14 protein-coding genes and 1 pseudogene are annotated in these 17,075 nt (G+C 60.0%); 7 read left to right on the top strand and 8 right to left on the bottom strand.

Annotated features, from left to right (window positions below):
* Positions 1 to 112 precede the first annotated feature (112 nt).
* Positions 113 to 478 (top strand): hypothetical protein, encoded by a 366-nt coding sequence (locus ACFC5L_RS02770; RefSeq protein ID WP_375201809.1) that lies wholly within the window; start codon positions 113 to 115, stop codon positions 476 to 478.
* Positions 479 to 494: 16 nt separating this feature from the next.
* Here the strand turns inward: ACFC5L_RS02770 and ACFC5L_RS02765 are convergent, their stop codons facing one another.
* The 3 genes from ACFC5L_RS02765 to ACFC5L_RS02755 all read right to left on the bottom strand — a co-directional run bounded on the left by ACFC5L_RS02765 (position 495) and on the right by ACFC5L_RS02755 (position 4,575).
* Positions 495 to 1,868, bottom strand: coding sequence for an AmpG family muropeptide MFS transporter (locus ACFC5L_RS02765; RefSeq protein WP_375201810.1), 1,374 nt, complete (start codon positions 1,866 to 1,868; stop codon positions 495 to 497).
* Between the two features lie 64 nt (positions 1,869 to 1,932).
* Positions 1,933 to 3,789, bottom strand: a complete 1,857-nt coding sequence (locus ACFC5L_RS02760; protein WP_375201811.1) for a response regulator — start codon at positions 3,787 to 3,789, stop codon at positions 1,933 to 1,935.
* 129 nt (positions 3,790 to 3,918) lie between these two features.
* Positions 3,919 to 4,575 (bottom strand): ATP-binding protein, encoded by a 657-nt coding sequence (locus ACFC5L_RS02755; RefSeq protein WP_375202354.1) that lies wholly within the window; start codon positions 4,573 to 4,575, stop codon positions 3,919 to 3,921.
* Between the two features lie 59 nt (positions 4,576 to 4,634).
* Between ACFC5L_RS02755 and ACFC5L_RS02750 the strand changes: the two genes are divergently transcribed.
* Positions 4,635 to 5,051, top strand: coding sequence for a hypothetical protein (locus ACFC5L_RS02750; RefSeq protein WP_375201812.1), 417 nt, complete (start codon positions 4,635 to 4,637; stop codon positions 5,049 to 5,051).
* 492 nt (positions 5,052 to 5,543) lie between these two features.
* Here the strand turns inward: ACFC5L_RS02750 and ACFC5L_RS02745 are convergent, their stop codons facing one another.
* Genes ACFC5L_RS02745 through ACFC5L_RS02735 form a run of 3 tightly spaced genes read right to left on the bottom strand, consistent with a single transcriptional unit; the run spans position 5,544 to position 7,804 of the window.
* Positions 5,544 to 5,765, bottom strand: a complete 222-nt coding sequence (locus tag ACFC5L_RS02745) for a hypothetical protein (RefSeq protein ID WP_375201813.1) — start codon at positions 5,763 to 5,765, stop codon at positions 5,544 to 5,546.
* A gap of 51 nt (positions 5,766 to 5,816) precedes the next feature.
* Positions 5,817 to 6,794, bottom strand: a complete 978-nt coding sequence (locus ACFC5L_RS02740; RefSeq protein ID WP_375201814.1) for a hypothetical protein — start codon at positions 6,792 to 6,794, stop codon at positions 5,817 to 5,819.
* 56 nt (positions 6,795 to 6,850) lie between these two features.
* Positions 6,851 to 7,804 carry an IS1595 family transposase gene (locus ACFC5L_RS02735; RefSeq protein ID WP_375201815.1) on the bottom strand — a complete coding sequence of 318 codons (954 nt, stop codon included), beginning with the start codon at positions 7,802 to 7,804 and terminating at the stop codon, positions 6,851 to 6,853.
* A gap of 106 nt (positions 7,805 to 7,910) precedes the next feature.
* On the opposite strand from ACFC5L_RS02735, the gene ACFC5L_RS02730 reads away from it, so the two are divergent.
* Together ACFC5L_RS02730 and ACFC5L_RS02725 are read left to right on the top strand one after the other, a co-directional pair.
* Positions 7,911 to 8,132 carry a DUF6471 domain-containing protein gene (locus ACFC5L_RS02730; protein WP_375201816.1) on the top strand — a complete coding sequence of 74 codons (222 nt, stop codon included), beginning with the start codon at positions 7,911 to 7,913 and terminating at the stop codon, positions 8,130 to 8,132.
* Positions 8,090 to 9,013: a hypothetical protein gene (locus ACFC5L_RS02725; RefSeq protein WP_375201817.1), complete on the top strand. Its 924-nt coding sequence runs from the start codon at positions 8,090 to 8,092 to the stop codon at positions 9,011 to 9,013. The genes ACFC5L_RS02730 and ACFC5L_RS02725 overlap by 43 nt, the downstream gene beginning before the upstream one ends.
* Before the next feature lie 71 nt (positions 9,014 to 9,084).
* Here ACFC5L_RS02725 and ACFC5L_RS02720 read toward each other — a convergent pair.
* Positions 9,085 to 10,008 (bottom strand): annotated as a pseudogene (locus ACFC5L_RS02720) (YifB family Mg chelatase-like AAA ATPase); the annotation flags it as partial.
* A gap of 215 nt (positions 10,009 to 10,223) precedes the next feature.
* Between ACFC5L_RS02720 and ACFC5L_RS02715 the strand changes: the two are divergent.
* Positions 10,224 to 12,110 carry an SUMF1/EgtB/PvdO family nonheme iron enzyme gene (locus ACFC5L_RS02715; protein ID WP_375201818.1) on the top strand — a complete coding sequence of 629 codons (1,887 nt, stop codon included), beginning with the start codon at positions 10,224 to 10,226 and terminating at the stop codon, positions 12,108 to 12,110.
* On the opposite strand, the gene ACFC5L_RS02710 is transcribed toward ACFC5L_RS02715, so the two are convergent.
* Positions 12,107 to 12,736, bottom strand: a complete 630-nt coding sequence (locus ACFC5L_RS02710; protein ID WP_375201819.1) for a CGNR zinc finger domain-containing protein — start codon at positions 12,734 to 12,736, stop codon at positions 12,107 to 12,109. The two genes, ACFC5L_RS02715 and ACFC5L_RS02710, sit on opposite strands and share 4 nt — an antisense overlap.
* A 497-nt stretch (positions 12,737 to 13,233) precedes the next feature.
* On the opposite strand from ACFC5L_RS02710, the gene ACFC5L_RS02705 reads away from it, so the two are divergent.
* Both ACFC5L_RS02705 and ACFC5L_RS02700 read left to right on the top strand, forming a co-directional pair.
* Positions 13,234 to 14,865: a vWA domain-containing protein gene (locus ACFC5L_RS02705; RefSeq protein WP_375201820.1), complete on the top strand. Its 1,632-nt coding sequence runs from the start codon at positions 13,234 to 13,236 to the stop codon at positions 14,863 to 14,865.
* A 169-nt stretch (positions 14,866 to 15,034) separates the two neighbouring features.
* Positions 15,035 to 16,924 (top strand): SUMF1/EgtB/PvdO family nonheme iron enzyme, encoded by a 1,890-nt coding sequence (locus ACFC5L_RS02700; RefSeq protein WP_375201821.1) that lies wholly within the window; start codon positions 15,035 to 15,037, stop codon positions 16,922 to 16,924.
* Positions 16,925 to 17,075 lie beyond the last annotated feature (151 nt).

The following is a 17,075-nucleotide window of genomic DNA, read 5'->3' as shown; positions in this document are numbered from 1 at the left end:
AGGGCCGAGGGTCACACGCTCAGCCTTTCCGCCTTGTCATTCCGGCGCGGCTTGATGGCGCCGATGACGAGGCTTAATCATCGCTTCAGCTTTTTTGCGGTAAGGGTTTTTCATGAGCGTCACACGTTTTTCTCTGATTTCGTCTTTAGCCTTGTTCGCCGCTGCTTGCGCTACAACGACGCAAGACACCGCCGATATACCGGCGAAAACCCCGTCAGCGCCCGCAGCGCCGGTTTATGTGTTGTCCGATCTTCAAGGCGCGAATTCGGCGACGCTTGGCGATCTTCTGGGCGAGCCTGCGCTGACGCGGCGCGAAGGAAATGGCGAATACCGCCGTTACGCGCTCACCACCTGCACGCTGATTATCATTCTGTATCCGGATGAAATGGGCGTCCAGAAGGTCGCGCAGGTGGACGCCACGGCGACGACGTCAAACGCTGACAAACCCGATCTCGACGATTGTCTCGCGGCTGGCTAGCGCATTTCAAGCTGCTCTAATCGGCCGCTTCAAGCTCCGCCGTCGCCTGCTTTCGGTCAATGGAGAATTTTTTCTCTGAATATTTCAGAAAGAAAACGAGGATCGCCGCGGGAATCCCGACGATCGCGGTGATCGCGAAGAACCAGGCGAACCCCGCCGCCTCCACCATGAAGCCGGAAAAGCCGCCGACAAACTTGCCGGGGAGGGCGTAGAACGAACTGAACAGCGCATATTGAGTTGCTGTAAAAGCGGTGTTGGTGAGGCTCGACATATAGGCGATGAGGATCGTTCCCGCGGCGCCATAAGCGATATTGTCGACGATCACCGCAAAGGCGAGCCCGCCCGTCGTCGCGTCCGACAGCGCCAGCCAGCTATAGATGAGATTGGTCAGCGACTGGCCAAGAACCCCGATCAAAAGACTCCATTTGAAACTGAGGCGCGAGACGATAATCCCGCCGAGAAAGACGCCGCCCATGGTGGCGAACAACCCGGCGCCCGACCGGATTGCGCCGATCGTGGTCTTGTCATAGCCGAGATCGATATAAAGCGGCCCGGTCATATATCCCATGAGGAAGTCGGGCACGCGAAAGAGCGCGATGAAAAGCAGAATAACCAGCGCGTGTACGCCATAGCGTTCAAAGAAATCGCGAAACGGTCCGATCACGGACTTTGACATGGTTTCGGTAAAGGACGCCTTTGGCGGGGGAACATATTCGCGCACCTCTACCTTTGGCGCGAAAAGCGCCGTGAGGAAACCGACCCCCATCAAAAGCGCCATAAACTGATAGGCTGCCGGCCAGTTCACATTATCGGCGACGATAAGCGCCCCGGCGCCGGCGACCATGATCGCCACGCGATAGCCATATTGATACATGGCGGCCATGACGCCCTGTTCTTCGTCGGTCGCGGCTTCGATGCGCCAGGCGTCGATGGCGATATCCTGTGTCGCCGCGGCGAAGGCCATGAGAACGGCGATGCCGGCGACAATCCAGAGATTGCCGGCCGGGTCCGCCATGGACATGGCGATCAATGTCAGGGCGACGCCGATCTGGGCCGTCGCCATCCAGGCGCGCCGACGGCCGACAAGCTTTTCAAGGATCGGCACCGGCGCACGATCGACGACCGGCGCCCATAGAAACTTGAAAGAGAACGCAAAGCCGGTCCAGGCGAACAACCCGATCTCGCCTTTTTCAACTCCGGCTTCGGCGAGCCAGAGCGAAAGGTTCTGATAGATCATGTAAAAGGGAAGCCCGGCCGAAAAGCCGAGCAGCAGCATCACAAGACTGCGTGCGCGCAAATACGCCGCCAGGGATCCGAGAAGCGTTTTCTTTTCGCCGGTCTGAGTGTCAGACTGATTTTCAGCTTGGGGCGCGTTTGCGTCTTGTGTCATGGCGCGGGACGCTACTGGCGTTTTCCGGCGAAAGAAAGGCGCATAAGGCGGCTTGCCGCCAGTCTTAAGACGCCTCGCTCCACTCGCTTTCGCAATCGCCCCATTTGGTGAGGAGCGCGGTCAGGTCCGACGGCTCGAAGGGTTTCGACAGGAAGTCGTCCATCCCCGCGGCAAGGCATTTCTGGCGATCGGCGGCCATGGCGTTGGCCGTGAGCGCGATGATCGGCGCCTTGCGCATGGAACCCGACAGCTTGCGGATGCGCCTTGTCGCTTCAAGCCCGTCCACATGCGGCATGTGCATATCCATCAGGATGAGATCATAGTCCCCATGCTCGCAGGCCTCGACCGCTTCAGCGCCGTTATGGGCGACGTCGACCGTATGACCGGCGCGTTTGATGATGGTGGTGGCGAGCACCGCATTGATCTGATTGTCCTCGGCGAGGAGGACTCGGAATATCTTATCGCCGCCACTCGGTTCCGGCTTGTCGATGGGTTTTGTTTCTTCCACGGCCACAGGGGCTTCGTCGAGATCTTCGGTCAATTGTGTGTGCAGGGATGATTGCCGGATCGGTTTGATGAAATAGCCGTCAAAACCGGCCTCGCGCAGTTCATTGATGCGGCCGCGGGCGAGCGGCGACAACAGCACATATGACCGTGACGCCTTGTGGGCGAGCGGCTGGGCGCTTTCTCCGGCGATATAGATATCGCAGAGAAGAATGGCGTCGGGATGTTTCGCCATGGCGCCGATTGCGGCGGCCGGGGTCGAAACGGGAATGATGTTTTCCGCGCCGATGGCGGCGAGCTGCAATTCAAGGCTGCGCGACAAAACCTCCGAACGCGCAGCGATAATCACCGGCGTTTCGAAGGGCCGGGGTTTCGCCGGCGCTTCGCCTTCGAAATCGAGCGCGACGGTGAAGGTGAAGGCGCTGCCGTCGCCGGGATTGCTGGCGATGGCGATGTCGCCATTCATGGCGCGAACGATTTTACGCGCAATGGCAAGCCCGAGCCCGGTGCCCTCGCGCTTTCTCTCGCCGGCGGTGTCGGCCTGCGAAAACTCTTCGAAGATGGCCGCCTGTTTGTCTTCGGGAATGCCGATGCCGGTGTCGCGCACCGAAAACGCCACATGAGCGGCGCCGTTTTCGGCGGTGACGAGGCGCGCTTCAATGCCGACGCCGCCTTCATCCGTGAACTTGACGCCGTTGCCGGCGAGATTGATCAGCACCTGGCGCAGGCGCGCCTCGTCGCCGTAAAGTTCGTCGGGCACGGCGCTGTCCACATAAGCGGTGATCTCGATGCCTTTATCCGCGGCTTTCGGCGACAACAGCTCCGCCACCGACTGAACGAGATTGTGGGGAGAGAATGCTGCGTGCTCGATGTCGAGACGTCCGGCTTCAAGTTTTGAATAGTCGAGAAGGTCATTGATCAGCGCGAGCAGCGCGACGCCGGATTCGCGCACGCTTTCTGCATAGGCGCGCTGATTGGGCTCCAGGGATGTATCGAGCAAGAGCGACGTCATGCCGAGAATGCCGTTGAGGGGCGTTCTCATCTCGTGGCTCATGGTCGCCAGCAATTGCATTTTTGGACCGGCGTCGTTGGCCTGCGCGGCTTCTTCGTCGGCGCCGTCGCTTTGGGGGGCGCCGACATAAAGGCGCTCGCCGCCGGCAAGCAGGGTCTCTGTCCAGTCGACGATAAAGGCGCGTTCGCCGGCGCGCGCTTCGGTGCGGTAAAAGGCGGGCGCGCCGGCCTCGGCCGCATTTCCGCCGGGGGCGAAGGCGCGGCCGTGCCATGACGGCGCCGGGGCGCCGAAAAACCGCGCAAAGCTTTGCGAAACAAAACGGATGACGCCTTCGCCGTCACAGACGACGATCAGCTCACGGATTGAATTTGAAGAAACGCTCTTGTGTGATCCAAGATGCGGCATTGACAGTGAAACCCCATTACGCAACCGATCCCACTGTCGCGGGTTTGCCTTGAAAAATGGTTGATGGAGTTGGTTAATTCGGACAGTAAAAATCGCTGAAAAATCGCCGGGAACAGGCTCTTTTCGCGCTTACGCCGCCCCGGCGCGAGAGGAAGTTTCAACGCTTTTCGCCGCGTTTGCGTCAGGGCGCCTGTCCGTGGCTTTTCGAAAACTCACCGCCTCGGCAATGTGACGGCGTTTGACGCCATCGACCCCATCGAGATCGGCAAGGGTGCGGGCCACCCGGAGGATGCGTGTATAAGCGCGCGCCGAAAGGGACATCGCCTCGGCGGCGCGGGAAAGAAGGCTCGCCCCCTCAGCGTCAGGGGCGGCGATGCTGGAAAGGTCGGCGTCCCCGAGCGCTGCGTTTGATGCTCCCTCGCCGCTGCGCGCCGTTTGCGCGTCCCGCGCGTGCGCCACCCTTTCTGCAACGGCTGCGGTGGTTTCCCCTGTGGCGGGGCCGGCGAGGTCGGCGGGCGTCACCGCGGGCAATTCGATCGACAGGTCCATCCGGTCGAGCAGCGGCCCGGAAATCCGCGACTGATAAATCTCTTCGCAATTGGGACCCTTGCCGCAGGCGCGGCCCGATGCGCGCCCATAGCCGCAGCGGCACGGATTCATGGCGGCGACGAGCTGGAATCGCGCGGGATAGCGCACATGAAAATTCGCCCGGGCGATCAGCACATCCCCGGTCTCCAGAGGCTGGCGCAGGCTGTCGAGCACCGGCGCGGAGAATTCCGGCCTTATGTAGCAAGCGCACCAACTCTAAGCTGGTTTTAAGCCCTTGTGAATCCTAGTCTTTCCCCATGGAGAGACCGAACACAGTAGCCGGGTTAGTTGAGAAGCGCCGCCAGTTGGAGCGCGACTTGAAAGCCGCCGAGAAGGCCGCCCGCAACATCCGAATTGACCTAGACCATCTGGACGCCGCGATCCGGCTGTTCACAGAGGACGCGCCCCGCCGCTTGCCGGGCCACAAGGTCGCCCACAGGGCCAGCAAGGGCGAGATGCGCCGCCACGTCCTCAAGGCTCTCAGGGAGGCCGAGGGGCCGTTAACGTCCATTACGATAGCCGAGGGCTACATGGCCGCCCGTGGGCTCTCAGGGGACTCCACGGCGGTCCTGATAAGGAAGCGGGTCGGGGCCTGCCTCAACAGCCTGAAACACGCCGGGACGGTTGAGGAAGTCCCGCAGGAGGGGCTCTATAAGGGCTGGCGGCTGGCTTGAAATTTTCGGTGCGTGTTGGGCGGGCCTGAGATCGACTAGGGCCGGAGGTGCATGCAAAATAGGAGACAGCCATGTACCATAAGATTTTCCGGCAGCGCACAATTGAGGAACGCCTCGCTTTAGCGCAACTTCCCCCGGCGGAGCGCATTAAGGTAATTCAGGCCGAGTTGGCCGAGGAAACTCGCCTTGTCCGCCGCTACTTTGGTGATCTTGGCAAATGCAAGGACCAATCGACTTCGTCAGAGTCCTAAACCTCAAAAAGAGGATGGAGCGCCGCCGCCGGATATACGCCATAGCCGACTGGTGGGCGCTCTATCTGGTCAAGAAATACGGGGACGTCGGGCAGGCTCGTGCCCGCTGCGTCCAGCATCAAGTCAGCACGGCCAAGCGGGATTCCGCGCTTCGCAACCATATCTGGTCTCAGGTGAATAAGCGGCTGAAAACACAAACGGGCCCTTAGGGGCCCGTCTGGTGTTGGATGTGTGCATGTATTTACGAGGCGATTTTGCCGCCAAAATACTCGCGCGCCAATGCTCGCCCAGCTTTAGCGATTTGACGGGCGTTGTTTGCTCTATCCACAATCGAACTGGACGTTTCGCGAGCCAATTTCTTGGTCGCAACCTTTACGGATGGCTCGTAAGCGGCGGCGGCACCATCAACGGTCCAAGGCCTTACGCCGTTCTTTTTGCTCACGATTTTGACTTCCTTCTTCATAACCTCTCCCCTTTATATATAGGCTATAGAATCAGTCTTACAAGATTGATTCTACTGTATTTCTTCCGTCCAGGGTAGTGCCAATTTGGGCCATTTTTCGTCAGGCACCTTTTCGGTAAGGCGCGATATAAAGTGCGCGGCAGAGCGTAATGCAAGACAATTCTTTGGATTGTATGTGCCAATTCGGTTGTTTGTGGCAACAAGCACCCCGTTCGGAATGGAATTACCAGACTCCAAAGGGAATGAAGCAAACGAAGTGTAATTCTCTGTGTCGTCTAATCTGCAGAGGTGCAGCGGGGGCTCCGTGAACGCCCTGATGGCTGAGTCATGCGCATCTTCGGTAATGATGGCTTCACCACGCCTGAATGCGGCACCGACGTGCCCGTCGCAAGGACCAAACGCGCGAACTTTGCGAGGATTGTTTTCATCCCATAGCGATGGCGCGCATTGGCGCCAGACAGGAAGTAACAAGGTTTTCTTTTCACAAAAAACGTAAACCGCAAAATTCCAAAGATCGCCCCTCTCGATCCCAAATATCGGCTCCCGGTTTTCAACGAAATAATCCATCAATTCCGAAACGGATTCTTTGAAGTTCTTTTCGTCTTCTTCAACCAGCTCTTCATAAATGGGCAAAGCACCCATGAACACTTCTGTGTACTCAACGGTTTCGCCAAGAATTAATCCGGTCTCTGCCTCCGAAGTGTAATCCGCTTTCAATTCGTCATATGCCCTTTTTAGGCCCGCAGCTGAGCCATGAAAAAGTGCGACATTCACTAGATTGAAAGTCGTGATGAAACCCAAAACCCATTGTGTAATTATCAGCAACGAAGCCACCCACAAGAACACTCCGAACGAAGCAAATAGATTGTTCCAAAACGCAAAAATAAAACCAATAACAGTGGGTAAAATAACAGAGGCTGTTAAGCCGCAAAATTTTAACAGCAGGTCGGCGCGCCCTGCTTGCGACGCAACCCGTTCTACGATGTTTTCATAGTTCTCACGAACTTGGTTATCTAGTCTATTATTCATGAGCGCCCCGTTCCCTTCAAGATAATAGACCAACAGTAATTAAAACCTCAATATTACTATCGTTGCCAATAACCCTTCCAAGACCGGCTTACCGGGGCTGACATCGCATTTGCAACTAACCGGGATGCTAGCGCGCCATTACTCTCGCGACGGTGGTCTTCAAGCCATGCTGCATGTGCGGCATACTGATGAAGGTACTTGCCAGAGACGTGGTGATGCTGACCGCCAACCATGCGGCGCAGGCGCGAGAAATAGCTTTCAACTTGGTTCGTGCAGATACCGTTTGCGCTGTAAGCTTCCGAGTGGTTGATGCGGCCAACCGGGAAAAAGGCGTCCAGCGTATCCCAGTGCGAAGCCTCGTCAGCGTGGATTTGCGAGCCCGTAGCGACGCGCTGGCGGGCGATCTCGACGCCTTCGGCCTCTGACTTGCGAACGAAAGAAAGGGTGCGGCCAGAGCGCTGGCGCAGCGCAACGACGACGCGGCGTTTGCCGGTCTGGTGACGCTTCAAACGGCGATCAACGCGGTTCTTTTCTTCATTGGCCGGGCGAACATGACCGCCGAAATAGGCGCCGTCGATTTCAACCGTGCCGGAGAGTTTGGCGTTTTCCGTTTCGTCGGCAAGAGCTTCGCGGATTTTATGCGCGAGGACGAAAGCCGTTTTGTATTGGCAGCCAACGTCGCGGCTAAGCTGGATCGCGGAAACACCTTTCGCAGCGTTCGCAATGATGCAGATCGCGGCCAGCAGGTCCGTGAAGTCCATTTTGCGGCTCGCAAAGATGGTCCCGCTCGTCACCGAAAACTGGTGCGAACAGGCTTTGCACTTGAACTTCCGACGCGTGGTGATGCTGTAGGTCTCGCAGCAGCCGCAGCGCGGGCAAACGCCCTCGCCGTCCGTTTCCGGCCAGCGCAGCTCGCAGAATTGGCGGTAAGCGGCTTCCTCGCCAGCCTTGTAAATGTCCTTGAGTTTCAAGGTTCTGGAGGCCGCTGAGAGGAGAAAATGTTGTGTCATGGTACTGTTTCCGATGCCTTATGTATCGGATATAGTACCAAAACGTACTGTTTACAATACCCTTAGTCTCGTTTATGATGAAAAAAGTCACATAAACGGTACCTAAATGAGCGAAACAGACTGGGAAAAGAGGGTCAGCAACCTCCTGAAAGCTGAGTTGAAACGGAAAGGCGTCACCTATGCCGGGCTAGTGGAAAAGCTTGCTGAAATAGGCGTTGAAGAAAAGGAAGCAAACATCAAGAATAAGCTCTCTAGGGGCAAATTCTCGGCGGTGTTTCTTCTGCAATGTCTAAAGGCGATAGGAAACAATACACTGGCGCTGGACTAATTGTCCTTGTCCTGTTGGGGGCGGCCTACTTCACCCAGCCGAACGCCCCCTCAGCAAGGGAACGAAAAAGTCCAAGCGAAGAGGAGTGCGCCAAAAAGAGCTACCAGATAGGCGCCGAAGCGGACAAAGGCTTTACGGTTGTTGTTAGTCGAAACGACCCAGCCTGCGAGCATCAGCCCGCTGCCACCGCCAATCCCCAGGATAGTGGCCAAGGCGCGACCAGTGTTGCTGAAGCAGATTTGCTGGCGCAGGAACGCATGGCGCATTGGACCGCCTGGATTGGCGTTTTCACGGCCGTAGGCCTCGCGGTCCTCTATATTACCTTCTATGTGACGCGTCGCACCGTTGAGGAAACCGTCAACATTGGAGAGGCGCAAACCCGCGCTTATCTCGCTGGACTCTCTGCGAAGTATATCACCAGAGGAATGCGCCCTTTTGCGATTGAACTGACAGTCAGGAATTTCGGCAACTCTCCCGCCAATATCGAAAGGAAGCTGTCGGAATACCAGTTTGACTTGCTGTATCGGCCAAATTCCGAAGATGCCCATGTAGCGATTCTGGAGCAAACCGCCCACGTCGGCGACATTGATAGTATTTCGGCTGGCGCTGAAGCTCAAATTCTCATTTATCCGGGCGTTACGAACAACGAAGACAAGGACTTTCCTTTTCGGGATGACGTTTTCAATGTTAGCGCTGAGGTCGCCCTTTCCTACAAAGATGTTTTCGGAAAAGGGAACGAGATCACTATTGAAATCCGCGAAGATGGTGGCGAGGCCCAAATGGGCTCCCCCAGAAATCGCTCCCTGAGAGTCGCCACGAGCGAAGGGCGACGGCTCAAAACCATCATTGAGCGCGCCTACGAGAACGCAAGAAAGAAGTAATCCGAGGACCCTAAGCACCTAGGCCCGCCTTGCGGGACGGGCCGCTGTTGGTGCGCTTGCTACATAAGGCCGGAGAATTCCGGCAATTCGTCGAGGAACAGGACGCCGTGATGGGCGAGGGAGGCTTCACCGGGTTTGGCGCGTGACCCCCCGCCGATCATGGCCGCCATGGAGGCTGAATGATGGGGCGCGCGGAAAGGCCGGGCGCGGGTGAGGCGGCCGCCCTCAAGCAGGCCCGCCAGCGACTGCACCATGGAGATTTCCAGCATCTCCTTGGGCGACAGCGGCGGCAGGAGCCCCGGGAGCCGGGCGGCGAGCATGGATTTGCCCGCGCCCGGCGGCCCCACCATCAACAGATTGTGCCCGCCGGCGGCGGCGACTTCGAGGGCGCGTTTGGCGGTCTCCTGGCCCTTGACGTCGACAAGGTCCGGTATGGCCGGGGGAGCCTCAAGGGCGCCGGGCGCCGGCGCCGTCAAAACCTGCGCGCCTTTGAAATGGTTGACGAGCTGGATTAATGATTTCGGCGCCAAAATCGCAGCCTCGCCGCCCGCCCATGCCGCCTCGGCCCCGCTGGCCGCAGGACAGATAAGGCCGAGCCCCATGGCGTTCGCCGCGACCGCAGCGGGCAGCGCCCCGGCGCAGGGTGCGATGGATCCATCAAGTCCAAGCTCGCCCATCACAGCGAAACCGGCGCCGGCGTCATGAGGGGCCGCGCCCATATCCATAAGCAGCCCGAGGGCGATGGCGAGGTCGAAATGGCTGCCCTCTTTGGGCAGGTCCGCGGGCGCCAGATTGACCGTGATCCGTTTGACCGGAAGCCCGAGGCCTACTGCGGAGAGGGCGGCGCGCACCCGCTCGCGCGCTTCGGAGACGGCCTTGTCGGGCAGGCCGACGATGGAAAAGATATTGCCGGCGCCATTGGTGAGCTGGACCTGAACGGTCACCGGGCGGGCGTCGACCCCGTGAAAGGCGAAAGTGGTGATCTGCGCGACCATGATTTCTCCCCGGCAAGAGGTTGGAACATATCAGGAACAAAAGCTTCTGAAAAGGGGATATCGCACCCTCAGTTTTCCCCATGTTTTTCTTGCGAAGTTTTTAGCTTAACCCTCTCGGCCTCGGCGCCCGATTCGCCTTAGAAGGGCGATTGCCCTTCGGTCCGCAGCCCTTGGGCGAGCTTGATTGTCGCGATTTAGAAACGATTAACCATCACATGCCCATGTCGCCGATCTCCATTCTTCATGCGCCGCGGGATGAGGCGCTGGGCGCGAAAATCGCCGCCGCCCTTACCCATGCCGGTCATGCGGCGATGGCGGTGAGCGCCGACCACGGCGATCTCGGGCCCCAGGCCGGCGCCGCCAATGGCGACGGCGCGGCGATCGTCGTGTGGACCCATGCGGCGGCGAAGCTGGCGAAGCTTCACCGTCAGGCGGAAGAGGCGATGGAGCGCGGCGCCCTTATTCCCGTGGCGGTTGGCGGCGCGCGTCCGCCCGGCGGATTTGAAAACCTGCCGCCGGTTGATCTTTCCGGATGGACCGGCGCCGCGGACGATCCACGCTGGCGCTTTGTGCTCGAAGAGATCCAGTTGACGACGCAGCGCATGGGGCTCGCTGACGCCGATCTCTGGGCGGCGCCGGAGATGGAGCCGCAAAATGACGAACCGGCGCTGAATGGCGACCAGGACTTGTGGACGCCAGGCGCCGACATGCTGGCGCCGGATTATGCGGCCGAGTATGCGCCCGACTATGCGACCAGCGACGCGACCTTTTCTTCTGAGGAGGAGCTTGACGAACCGGTCCCGCCGCCGGCCTTTCTTCAGCGGTCGAAACCGAAGCGGCGTTTCAGCGCCAAAGAGGTGGCGTTTGGCGCCACGGCGGGCCTTGTCTTGATGACTGTTGCGACGGCTGTGCTGGCGCCGGTCCTCCTGCCGGCCCCGGCGCCAGTGGCGCAACCGCGTTCAGAGCAGACGGTCGCCCAGACAACTGCCCAGGCAACTGCCCAGACGCCGGCCGCAGCCGCTGATGCAACAGCGCCATCTGTCGATGGGGTTCCCGATCCGTCGGTTGATACGCCGTCGTCTCTCGCCTCGCTCACCGTCAATCCGGCGCATGATCCGTCTACGGATATTGTTATTCCGCAAGCGCCGAAAGAGTCAGGTGAAAGCGCCGCGGCGGACACGGATAAAGTAGCGCCTGCGCAAGTCGCCCTCGCCGCGACGCCGTCGTCTCTTGAGGGGGATGCGCCGATGACGGGCGCTGCTGCTGATGAGGACGCCATTCAAAGCCTCATCGCCGCCGTTGAGGCAGAAGGGGAAGACCCGGCCTCGGGCGCCGTATCCGAGACAGCGCCCTCCGGTGATTATTTCCGTGATTGCGCCGATTGTCCTGACATGGCGGCGCTGCCTGCGGGCGCCTTTCAGATGGGCGCGCGGCCCGGCGAGGTTGGCGCCAAACCCGCCGAAAGCCCCCAGCGCGAGGTTGCGTTTGCACATGGCTTCGCCCTTTCCGCGCATGAGGTCACTTTTGCGCAATGGGACGCCTGCGTCGCCGACGGCGGCTGCGCCTATAAAGCGCCCGACCATGGCTGGGGTCGCGACAAGCGTCCGGTGGTGTCGGTCTCCTATGAAGACGCGCTTTCCTATGCCGCCTGGCTGTCGGAAAAGACCGGCCAGACCTATCGCCTGCCGACGGAAGCTGAATGGGAATACGCTGCGCGGGCGGGGTCTTCCGCGCCCTTCGCCACTGGCTCCACCGTGCGCGCGGCGCAAGCCAATTATAATGGCGAGTATCCCTATAGCGGAGAGAAAGAAACTTTCCGTGGACGGACGACCCCGGCGGGCAGTTTTGCGCCCAACGCTTTCGGCCTTTACGATATGCATGGCAACGCCTGGGAGTGGACCGCCGATTGCTGGACCGAAAGCCACGCCGGCGCGCCATCCAACGGGGCGGCGGCCGCGACAGGCGACTGCAGCAAACATGTTCTCAAAGGCGGCGCCTGGAACACCGGCGGCTGGCGTTTGCGTTCAGCGCACCGCATCGGAAAACCGTCAGGCGCGCGTGAATTCGACAATGGGTTCCGCGTCGCGCGGGATCTTGGTTAAGCCGCCTTTTTCTTCCGCTTACGGAATTTTTTGACCTTGGCGTCATTGCCGCAGGTCGCCATATCGCACCAGCGGCGCCGGCCGTTTTTGGATAAATCCACAAACATCCACTCGCAATGATCCCCGCCGCAGGCATGCAGCCGGTCAAGGCGGCCATTCAGCAACAAATCTTCGGCCGCCTCGACGACAAGTCGTAGCGCGCGTTCAAGCGCAGGCGCCTCGTCGGCGCATCGCCGCCGGAAACCGCCGCCGTCATGGGCGATCCGGCAATGGTTCGCCGCGCGCACCTTGCATTCATCAAGAAGGGCGAGATCGCGTTCATCGACATCGCCTTCGGTGATGACGGCGTTGAAAATGCGCCAGAGCGCCGCGCGCAGTCTGACCGCCGTGTCGAAAACCTCCTGCCCGGCTTGTGGGTCGGCGGCGATCTCTTTTTCAAGGCGCGCCATGTCGTCTCCGTAAAGAAGACCCGCAGCTTCCGCCCATGCACCGAACCCCTGCGGTCCGCCAAGGCGGTCTTCGGGATCGCCGCTCGCCCACTCGGCGGCGGTGTTGACGAAATCGAGCGCTGCGTTGCCGCCGATCATGTCCTTTTCGGTCCAGTCGTAGGGAGAAAATCTCATCATATAACCAGTAAAATTGTGTTGACCGGTTACAATATAGAAGCTAAATCGTAACCGTCAATATGAATTTGACCAGTTACATGCTTCAGGAGAGACCCATGCCAAACACCTTCGTCATCTCAGTCATGATCGTCGCAGTTGTTGTGGGTCTGGCGCTTCTGGAGAACGCAATCCGGTCAGGCATTTGACGACACAGAAATCCAAGGCGGCGGCGGGAGAAGTCCCGACCGGGGAACAGGCGCCGCCCTCATGGAAAAACCCAAAGGAGAGACCCATGTCCAATTCAGCAGTCTTCGCATTTGAACTGGCCGCCCTGATTTTCGTTCTGGGGCTTGTGGGCCAGACCGTCGGCGGCGCTGTTTAAGCGCAAGCCGCCAAGCGTCAGGCGCCGGGCCGCCCCTCCCCGGCGCCTGACCATTTTATTGAGGGGACGGCCGCCGTATTTTCGCCCTTTCCGCCCGCCAGACTATGTTCGGGCGTGACTATGGGAGAGGGACTTCATGAAAACGAGATTATTGGCGGCGGTTTGCGCCACAGCAGGGACGGCCATGCTGGCCTCTTGTGCGACAAATGAAGAGGCGGCGCTGGAAGAAGCAGAAAGCGACACCGTCATCGTGACCGCGCAAAAAGCGCAAGGTCCGCAGCCAGGCGCCATGGCCTACTCAAGCCTCGCGCGGCCGATGATGGCGCCGCCGCCGGAACCGGCCATCACCGAGCAATATGAAGAAACCGATCCGAACCCGGTCAAGCTGACCAGCGAAGAGCCGGTCTCGACCTTTTCATCAGACGTCGACACCACGGCCTATTCGGTGATGCGCCGATACATCTCATCAGACAACAGGCTGCCGCCGTCGGATTCGGTGCGGGTCGAGGAGTATGTGAATTACTTCGATTATCAGTATACGGCGCCAAAAAGCGCTGACGCGCCGTTCACGCCGACAATCTGGGTGACGCCAAGTCCCTGGAACGCCGGGACGCGGCTCATGCATATCGGCGTCAAGGGTTTCGACCTTCAGCCTGAAAAAACGCCGGACGCGAATATCGTTCTCCTGCTTGATGTTTCGGGCTCCATGATGGCGGACAACAAGCTGCCGCTGGTGAAGAAATCCGTGGAATTGCTGGTCGAGGAAATGTCCCGTGACGACAGGATTTCCATTGTCGTTTATGCGGGCGCCGCGGGCGTCGTGCTTGAGCCGACGCCGGGGAACAAGAAAACCAAAATCATGGAGGCCCTGAATGCGCTGGAAGCGGGCGGCTCCACTGCGGGCGGCGAAGGGTTGTCGCTGGCCTATAAGCTCGCGGAAGAAAATTTTGCAGACGATAAGGTCAACCGGATTATTCTTGCGACCGACGGCGACTTCAATGTGGGCGTCGTTGACGCCGACAGCCTCGAAGATTTCGTTGCGCGTAAAAGAAAGAGCGGGATCTATCTCACCGTGCTCGGCTTCGGCGAGGGCAACTATAATGACGTCATCGCGCAGAAACTGGCGCAGGCCGGGAACGGCGTCGCCGCTTATATCGATACGCTGAACGAGGCGCGCAAAGTCTTGGTGCGCGAGTTCCGCTCGACCCTGTTCCCGATTGCAAAGGATCTGAAATTCCAGGTGGAGTTCAACCCGGCGGTGGTCGCGGAATACCGCCTCATAGGCTATGAAACCCGGCTGTTGAACCGCGAGGATTTCAACAATGACGCGATCGACGCCGGCGATATCGGCTCCGGCCATACAGTGACGGCGCTTTATGAGCTCGCGCTTGTGGGCTCCGAGGCGCGGCTTATTGACGACCGGCGTTATGCGGCGGCGCCCGCCGCCGCAGGCAATATGGATGAATTCGCCTTTGTCCGCCTGCGTTACAAATTGCCGGCGGAAGAAGACAGCCGGCTCATTGAAACGCCGGTCCCGACCGCCGATGCATTTTCATCCCTTGGCGCCGCGCCGCAGGATGCGCGGTTCGCCGCCGCCGTCGCCGCCTTCGGGCAAAAGCTTCAGCGTGCGGGCTACACAGACCGCTATGCCTATGAGGAGATTGTCGACCTCGCAAACAACGCCAAAGGCGAGGACCCTTACGGCGACCGCGCGGAATTCATCAATCTCGTGCGCGCCGCTGCGAAAATCGACAAGGAAAAAAGCTGAGCTTTTACGGCGGGTTTTTCCGGTTTTCCCCAAAAGCCTGCACAAAGACGGGCTTGCTTAATGGATCGTAATGTCGTTGAGAGACCCGTCGTGCAATCTTGCGCGCTTTAAACAACGAGCGGCTTGGGGGCTAAGCCGCTTTCCTGTGCGGGCTATGTGACCGGGGATCATGCCTCAACAAGCGATAGAATCGGACGTCAAAGGCGTCGTTCAGCTGCTTGCGGCGAGCGCCAACGCAAACTTCGCGGACAAGATCGCGAAAGCGTTGTTGCGTGCGGGCTACCGGCTTGATCCCGGTGAGTTTGATCCGGCGCGCATCGACGCCGTTGTGGTTTTGTGGACCGGCGTTGCGCTCGATAAACCCGGGCTGATCGATGTCGCCCGCGAGGCGTGGAAGGCCCGGCGCCTGACGCCGGTCAGCATCGGCCGGGTCGAGCCGCCCTTTGGCTCCCGCGATGTTGCGCCCATGGATCTCGCCGGCTGGCGCGGCGATGACGGCGATCCGCGCTGGCGTTTTGTCCTTTCCGATATTGAAGCGCTGAAAGCGCGGGCGGCGCTGGAACCGTCGGCCAAGGAGTCCGTTTCCGCAATTCAAGTCGGAGAAACGCAACCGACAGCCAAACAAGCGGCGCCCCAGACCAGGGCGCAGCAGACAAGGGCGCAGCAGGACGCCCTCGAGCCCCGGCTTCTGGATGATCTGCTTACGGAAGAAGGCGCGGCGCCTCACCATCCGGCCCGCGCGCTTTGGCGCAACCGACTTTTTCCTGCAGCGCCCATGCTGGCGGGCGGGCTTGGCGCGCTCGCCTTTGCTGCAGGCGTTTCTTTTATGGTCGGCTCGATCCGCTCGCGCCCCGCGCCGATTGAACCTGTGGCGGCGCAGTCAGCGCCTGCGGAAGAGGAAGAAGACCCCGCCCGCGGCGCCAGTCTTGCGCTGGTGCGGCTTGCGCCCGGGGTGAGCCCGCCGGAAGATTTCACCCCCGCAGATGACGTTGAACCACAGGCGGCGCCTGACAACAGCGCAGCGGAAGAAAACACGCTCGAAACCTCGCCCATACCGCCGGAAACAACGCAATTGGCTGCAGTGGACGAACCGTCCGCGCCGTCAGAACAGGCGCAGGACGATGAAGAAAACGAAACGCCTGAAGGCCCGGAAACGCTTGTCGTTCCCCGTCTGAAGCCCGAACCGCCTGTTGAAGAGCCGGTTGCGGCGGACCTCAATCAGGCGGCGCTCGCCGCGCTTGCTTCTGCGGTGGAGGCGTCAGCCCGCATTGAAGATCAGGACGCTGTTGACGCGCCGGAAGATTATCTCGGCGATTATTTTTCCGACTGCGAAGGCTGCCCTGATATGGCGGCGCTCAATGGCGGCGCCTTCATGATGGGCGCCCGCCCCGACGAACAGGACCGGCAACCTGAAGAAACGCCCCAGCGGCGCGTCGATATCGGCTATCGCTTCGCTATTGCGACGCGAGAGACGACCTTCGATCAGTGGGCGCTCTGTGTCGCCGATGGCGGCTGCCGCAATTATGAGCCCGATGATTCCGGCTGGGGGCGCGGCGCCCGGCCGGTGATCAACGTCTCTTATGAAGACGCGGCGGCCTATGCGCGCTGGCTGTCGGCGAAAACCGGCCATTATTATCGGCTGCCGAGCGAGGCGGAATGGGAATACGCCGCCCGCGCCGGCACCGGCGGACCCTTTCACTATGGTGATGCGCTTTCGGCCGAGGCGGCGAATTTCAACGGTCACTATCCATACCGGGCCGGTCCCGCGATCTTCCGTGGACAGACGGTCCCCGTGACCCGGTTCCGCCACAACGCTTTCGGGCTTTTCGATATGCATGGCAATGTCGCCGAATGGACGCTCGATTGCTGGAATCCGGGCCATCATGGCGGGCCCGTCACCGGGGTCGCCCGTATCGACGGCAATTGCGCGCGCCGGGTCGTCAAGGGCGGCGGCTGGAGCTCGCCCGGCTGGCGCTTGCGCTCGGCCGCCCGGCGCGGCGAGGACGCTGAAACCCGCAACACAGAGACAGGTTTTCGCGTGGTCAGGACGCTCGATTGAGGGGCTTTCAACAAGCGTTTCAATAGGCGTTCGCGGCGATCTCTTACCGAGGTGTAAACCGGGACCGTGAAATCCCTTGGGATTTTTTGTCCCATAAGGGCTTTCCCCGGGTTGCGGGCATGAAATCCCCTACTTATATCCCGCCCGAACG

Source organism: Hyphococcus sp. (genome assembly GCF_041986965.1).
Classification (GTDB): Bacteria; Pseudomonadota; Alphaproteobacteria; order Caulobacterales; family Parvularculaceae; genus Hyphococcus.
Note: the sequence above shows the minus strand (reverse complement) of the source record. Positions and strands in the feature narration are given on the sequence as shown.

Bases quoted from the DNA above. Each gene is read 5' to 3' on its own strand.
- ACFC5L_RS02730 (WP_375201816.1), top strand. From the start codon at position 7,911: ATGAGCGAAACAGACTGGGAAAAGAGGGTCAGCAACCTCCTGAAAGCT.
- ACFC5L_RS02760 (WP_375201811.1), bottom strand. From the start codon at position 3,789: ATGCCGCATCTTGGATCACACAAGAGCGTTTCTTCAAATTCAATCCGT.
- ACFC5L_RS02745 (WP_375201813.1), bottom strand. From the start codon at position 5,765: ATGAAGAAGGAAGTCAAAATCGTGAGCAAAAAGAACGGCGTAAGGCCT.
- ACFC5L_RS02735 (WP_375201815.1), bottom strand. From the start codon at position 7,804: ATGACACAACATTTTCTCCTCTCAGCGGCCTCCAGAACCTTGAAACTC.
- ACFC5L_RS02715 (WP_375201818.1), top strand. From the start codon at position 10,224: ATGCCCATGTCGCCGATCTCCATTCTTCATGCGCCGCGGGATGAGGCG.
- ACFC5L_RS02705 (WP_375201820.1), top strand. From the start codon at position 13,234: ATGAAAACGAGATTATTGGCGGCGGTTTGCGCCACAGCAGGGACGGCC.
- ACFC5L_RS02700 (WP_375201821.1), top strand. From the start codon at position 15,035: ATGCCTCAACAAGCGATAGAATCGGACGTCAAAGGCGTCGTTCAGCTG.
- ACFC5L_RS02725 (WP_375201817.1), top strand. From the start codon at position 8,090: ATGTCTAAAGGCGATAGGAAACAATACACTGGCGCTGGACTAATTGTC.
- ACFC5L_RS02770 (WP_375201809.1), top strand. From the start codon at position 113: ATGAGCGTCACACGTTTTTCTCTGATTTCGTCTTTAGCCTTGTTCGCC.
- ACFC5L_RS02710 (WP_375201819.1), bottom strand. From the start codon at position 12,736: ATGATGAGATTTTCTCCCTACGACTGGACCGAAAAGGACATGATCGGC.
- ACFC5L_RS02765 (WP_375201810.1), bottom strand. From the start codon at position 1,868: ATGACACAAGACGCAAACGCGCCCCAAGCTGAAAATCAGTCTGACACT.
- ACFC5L_RS02740 (WP_375201814.1), bottom strand. From the start codon at position 6,794: ATGAATAATAGACTAGATAACCAAGTTCGTGAGAACTATGAAAACATC.
- ACFC5L_RS02750 (WP_375201812.1), top strand. From the start codon at position 4,635: ATGGAGAGACCGAACACAGTAGCCGGGTTAGTTGAGAAGCGCCGCCAG.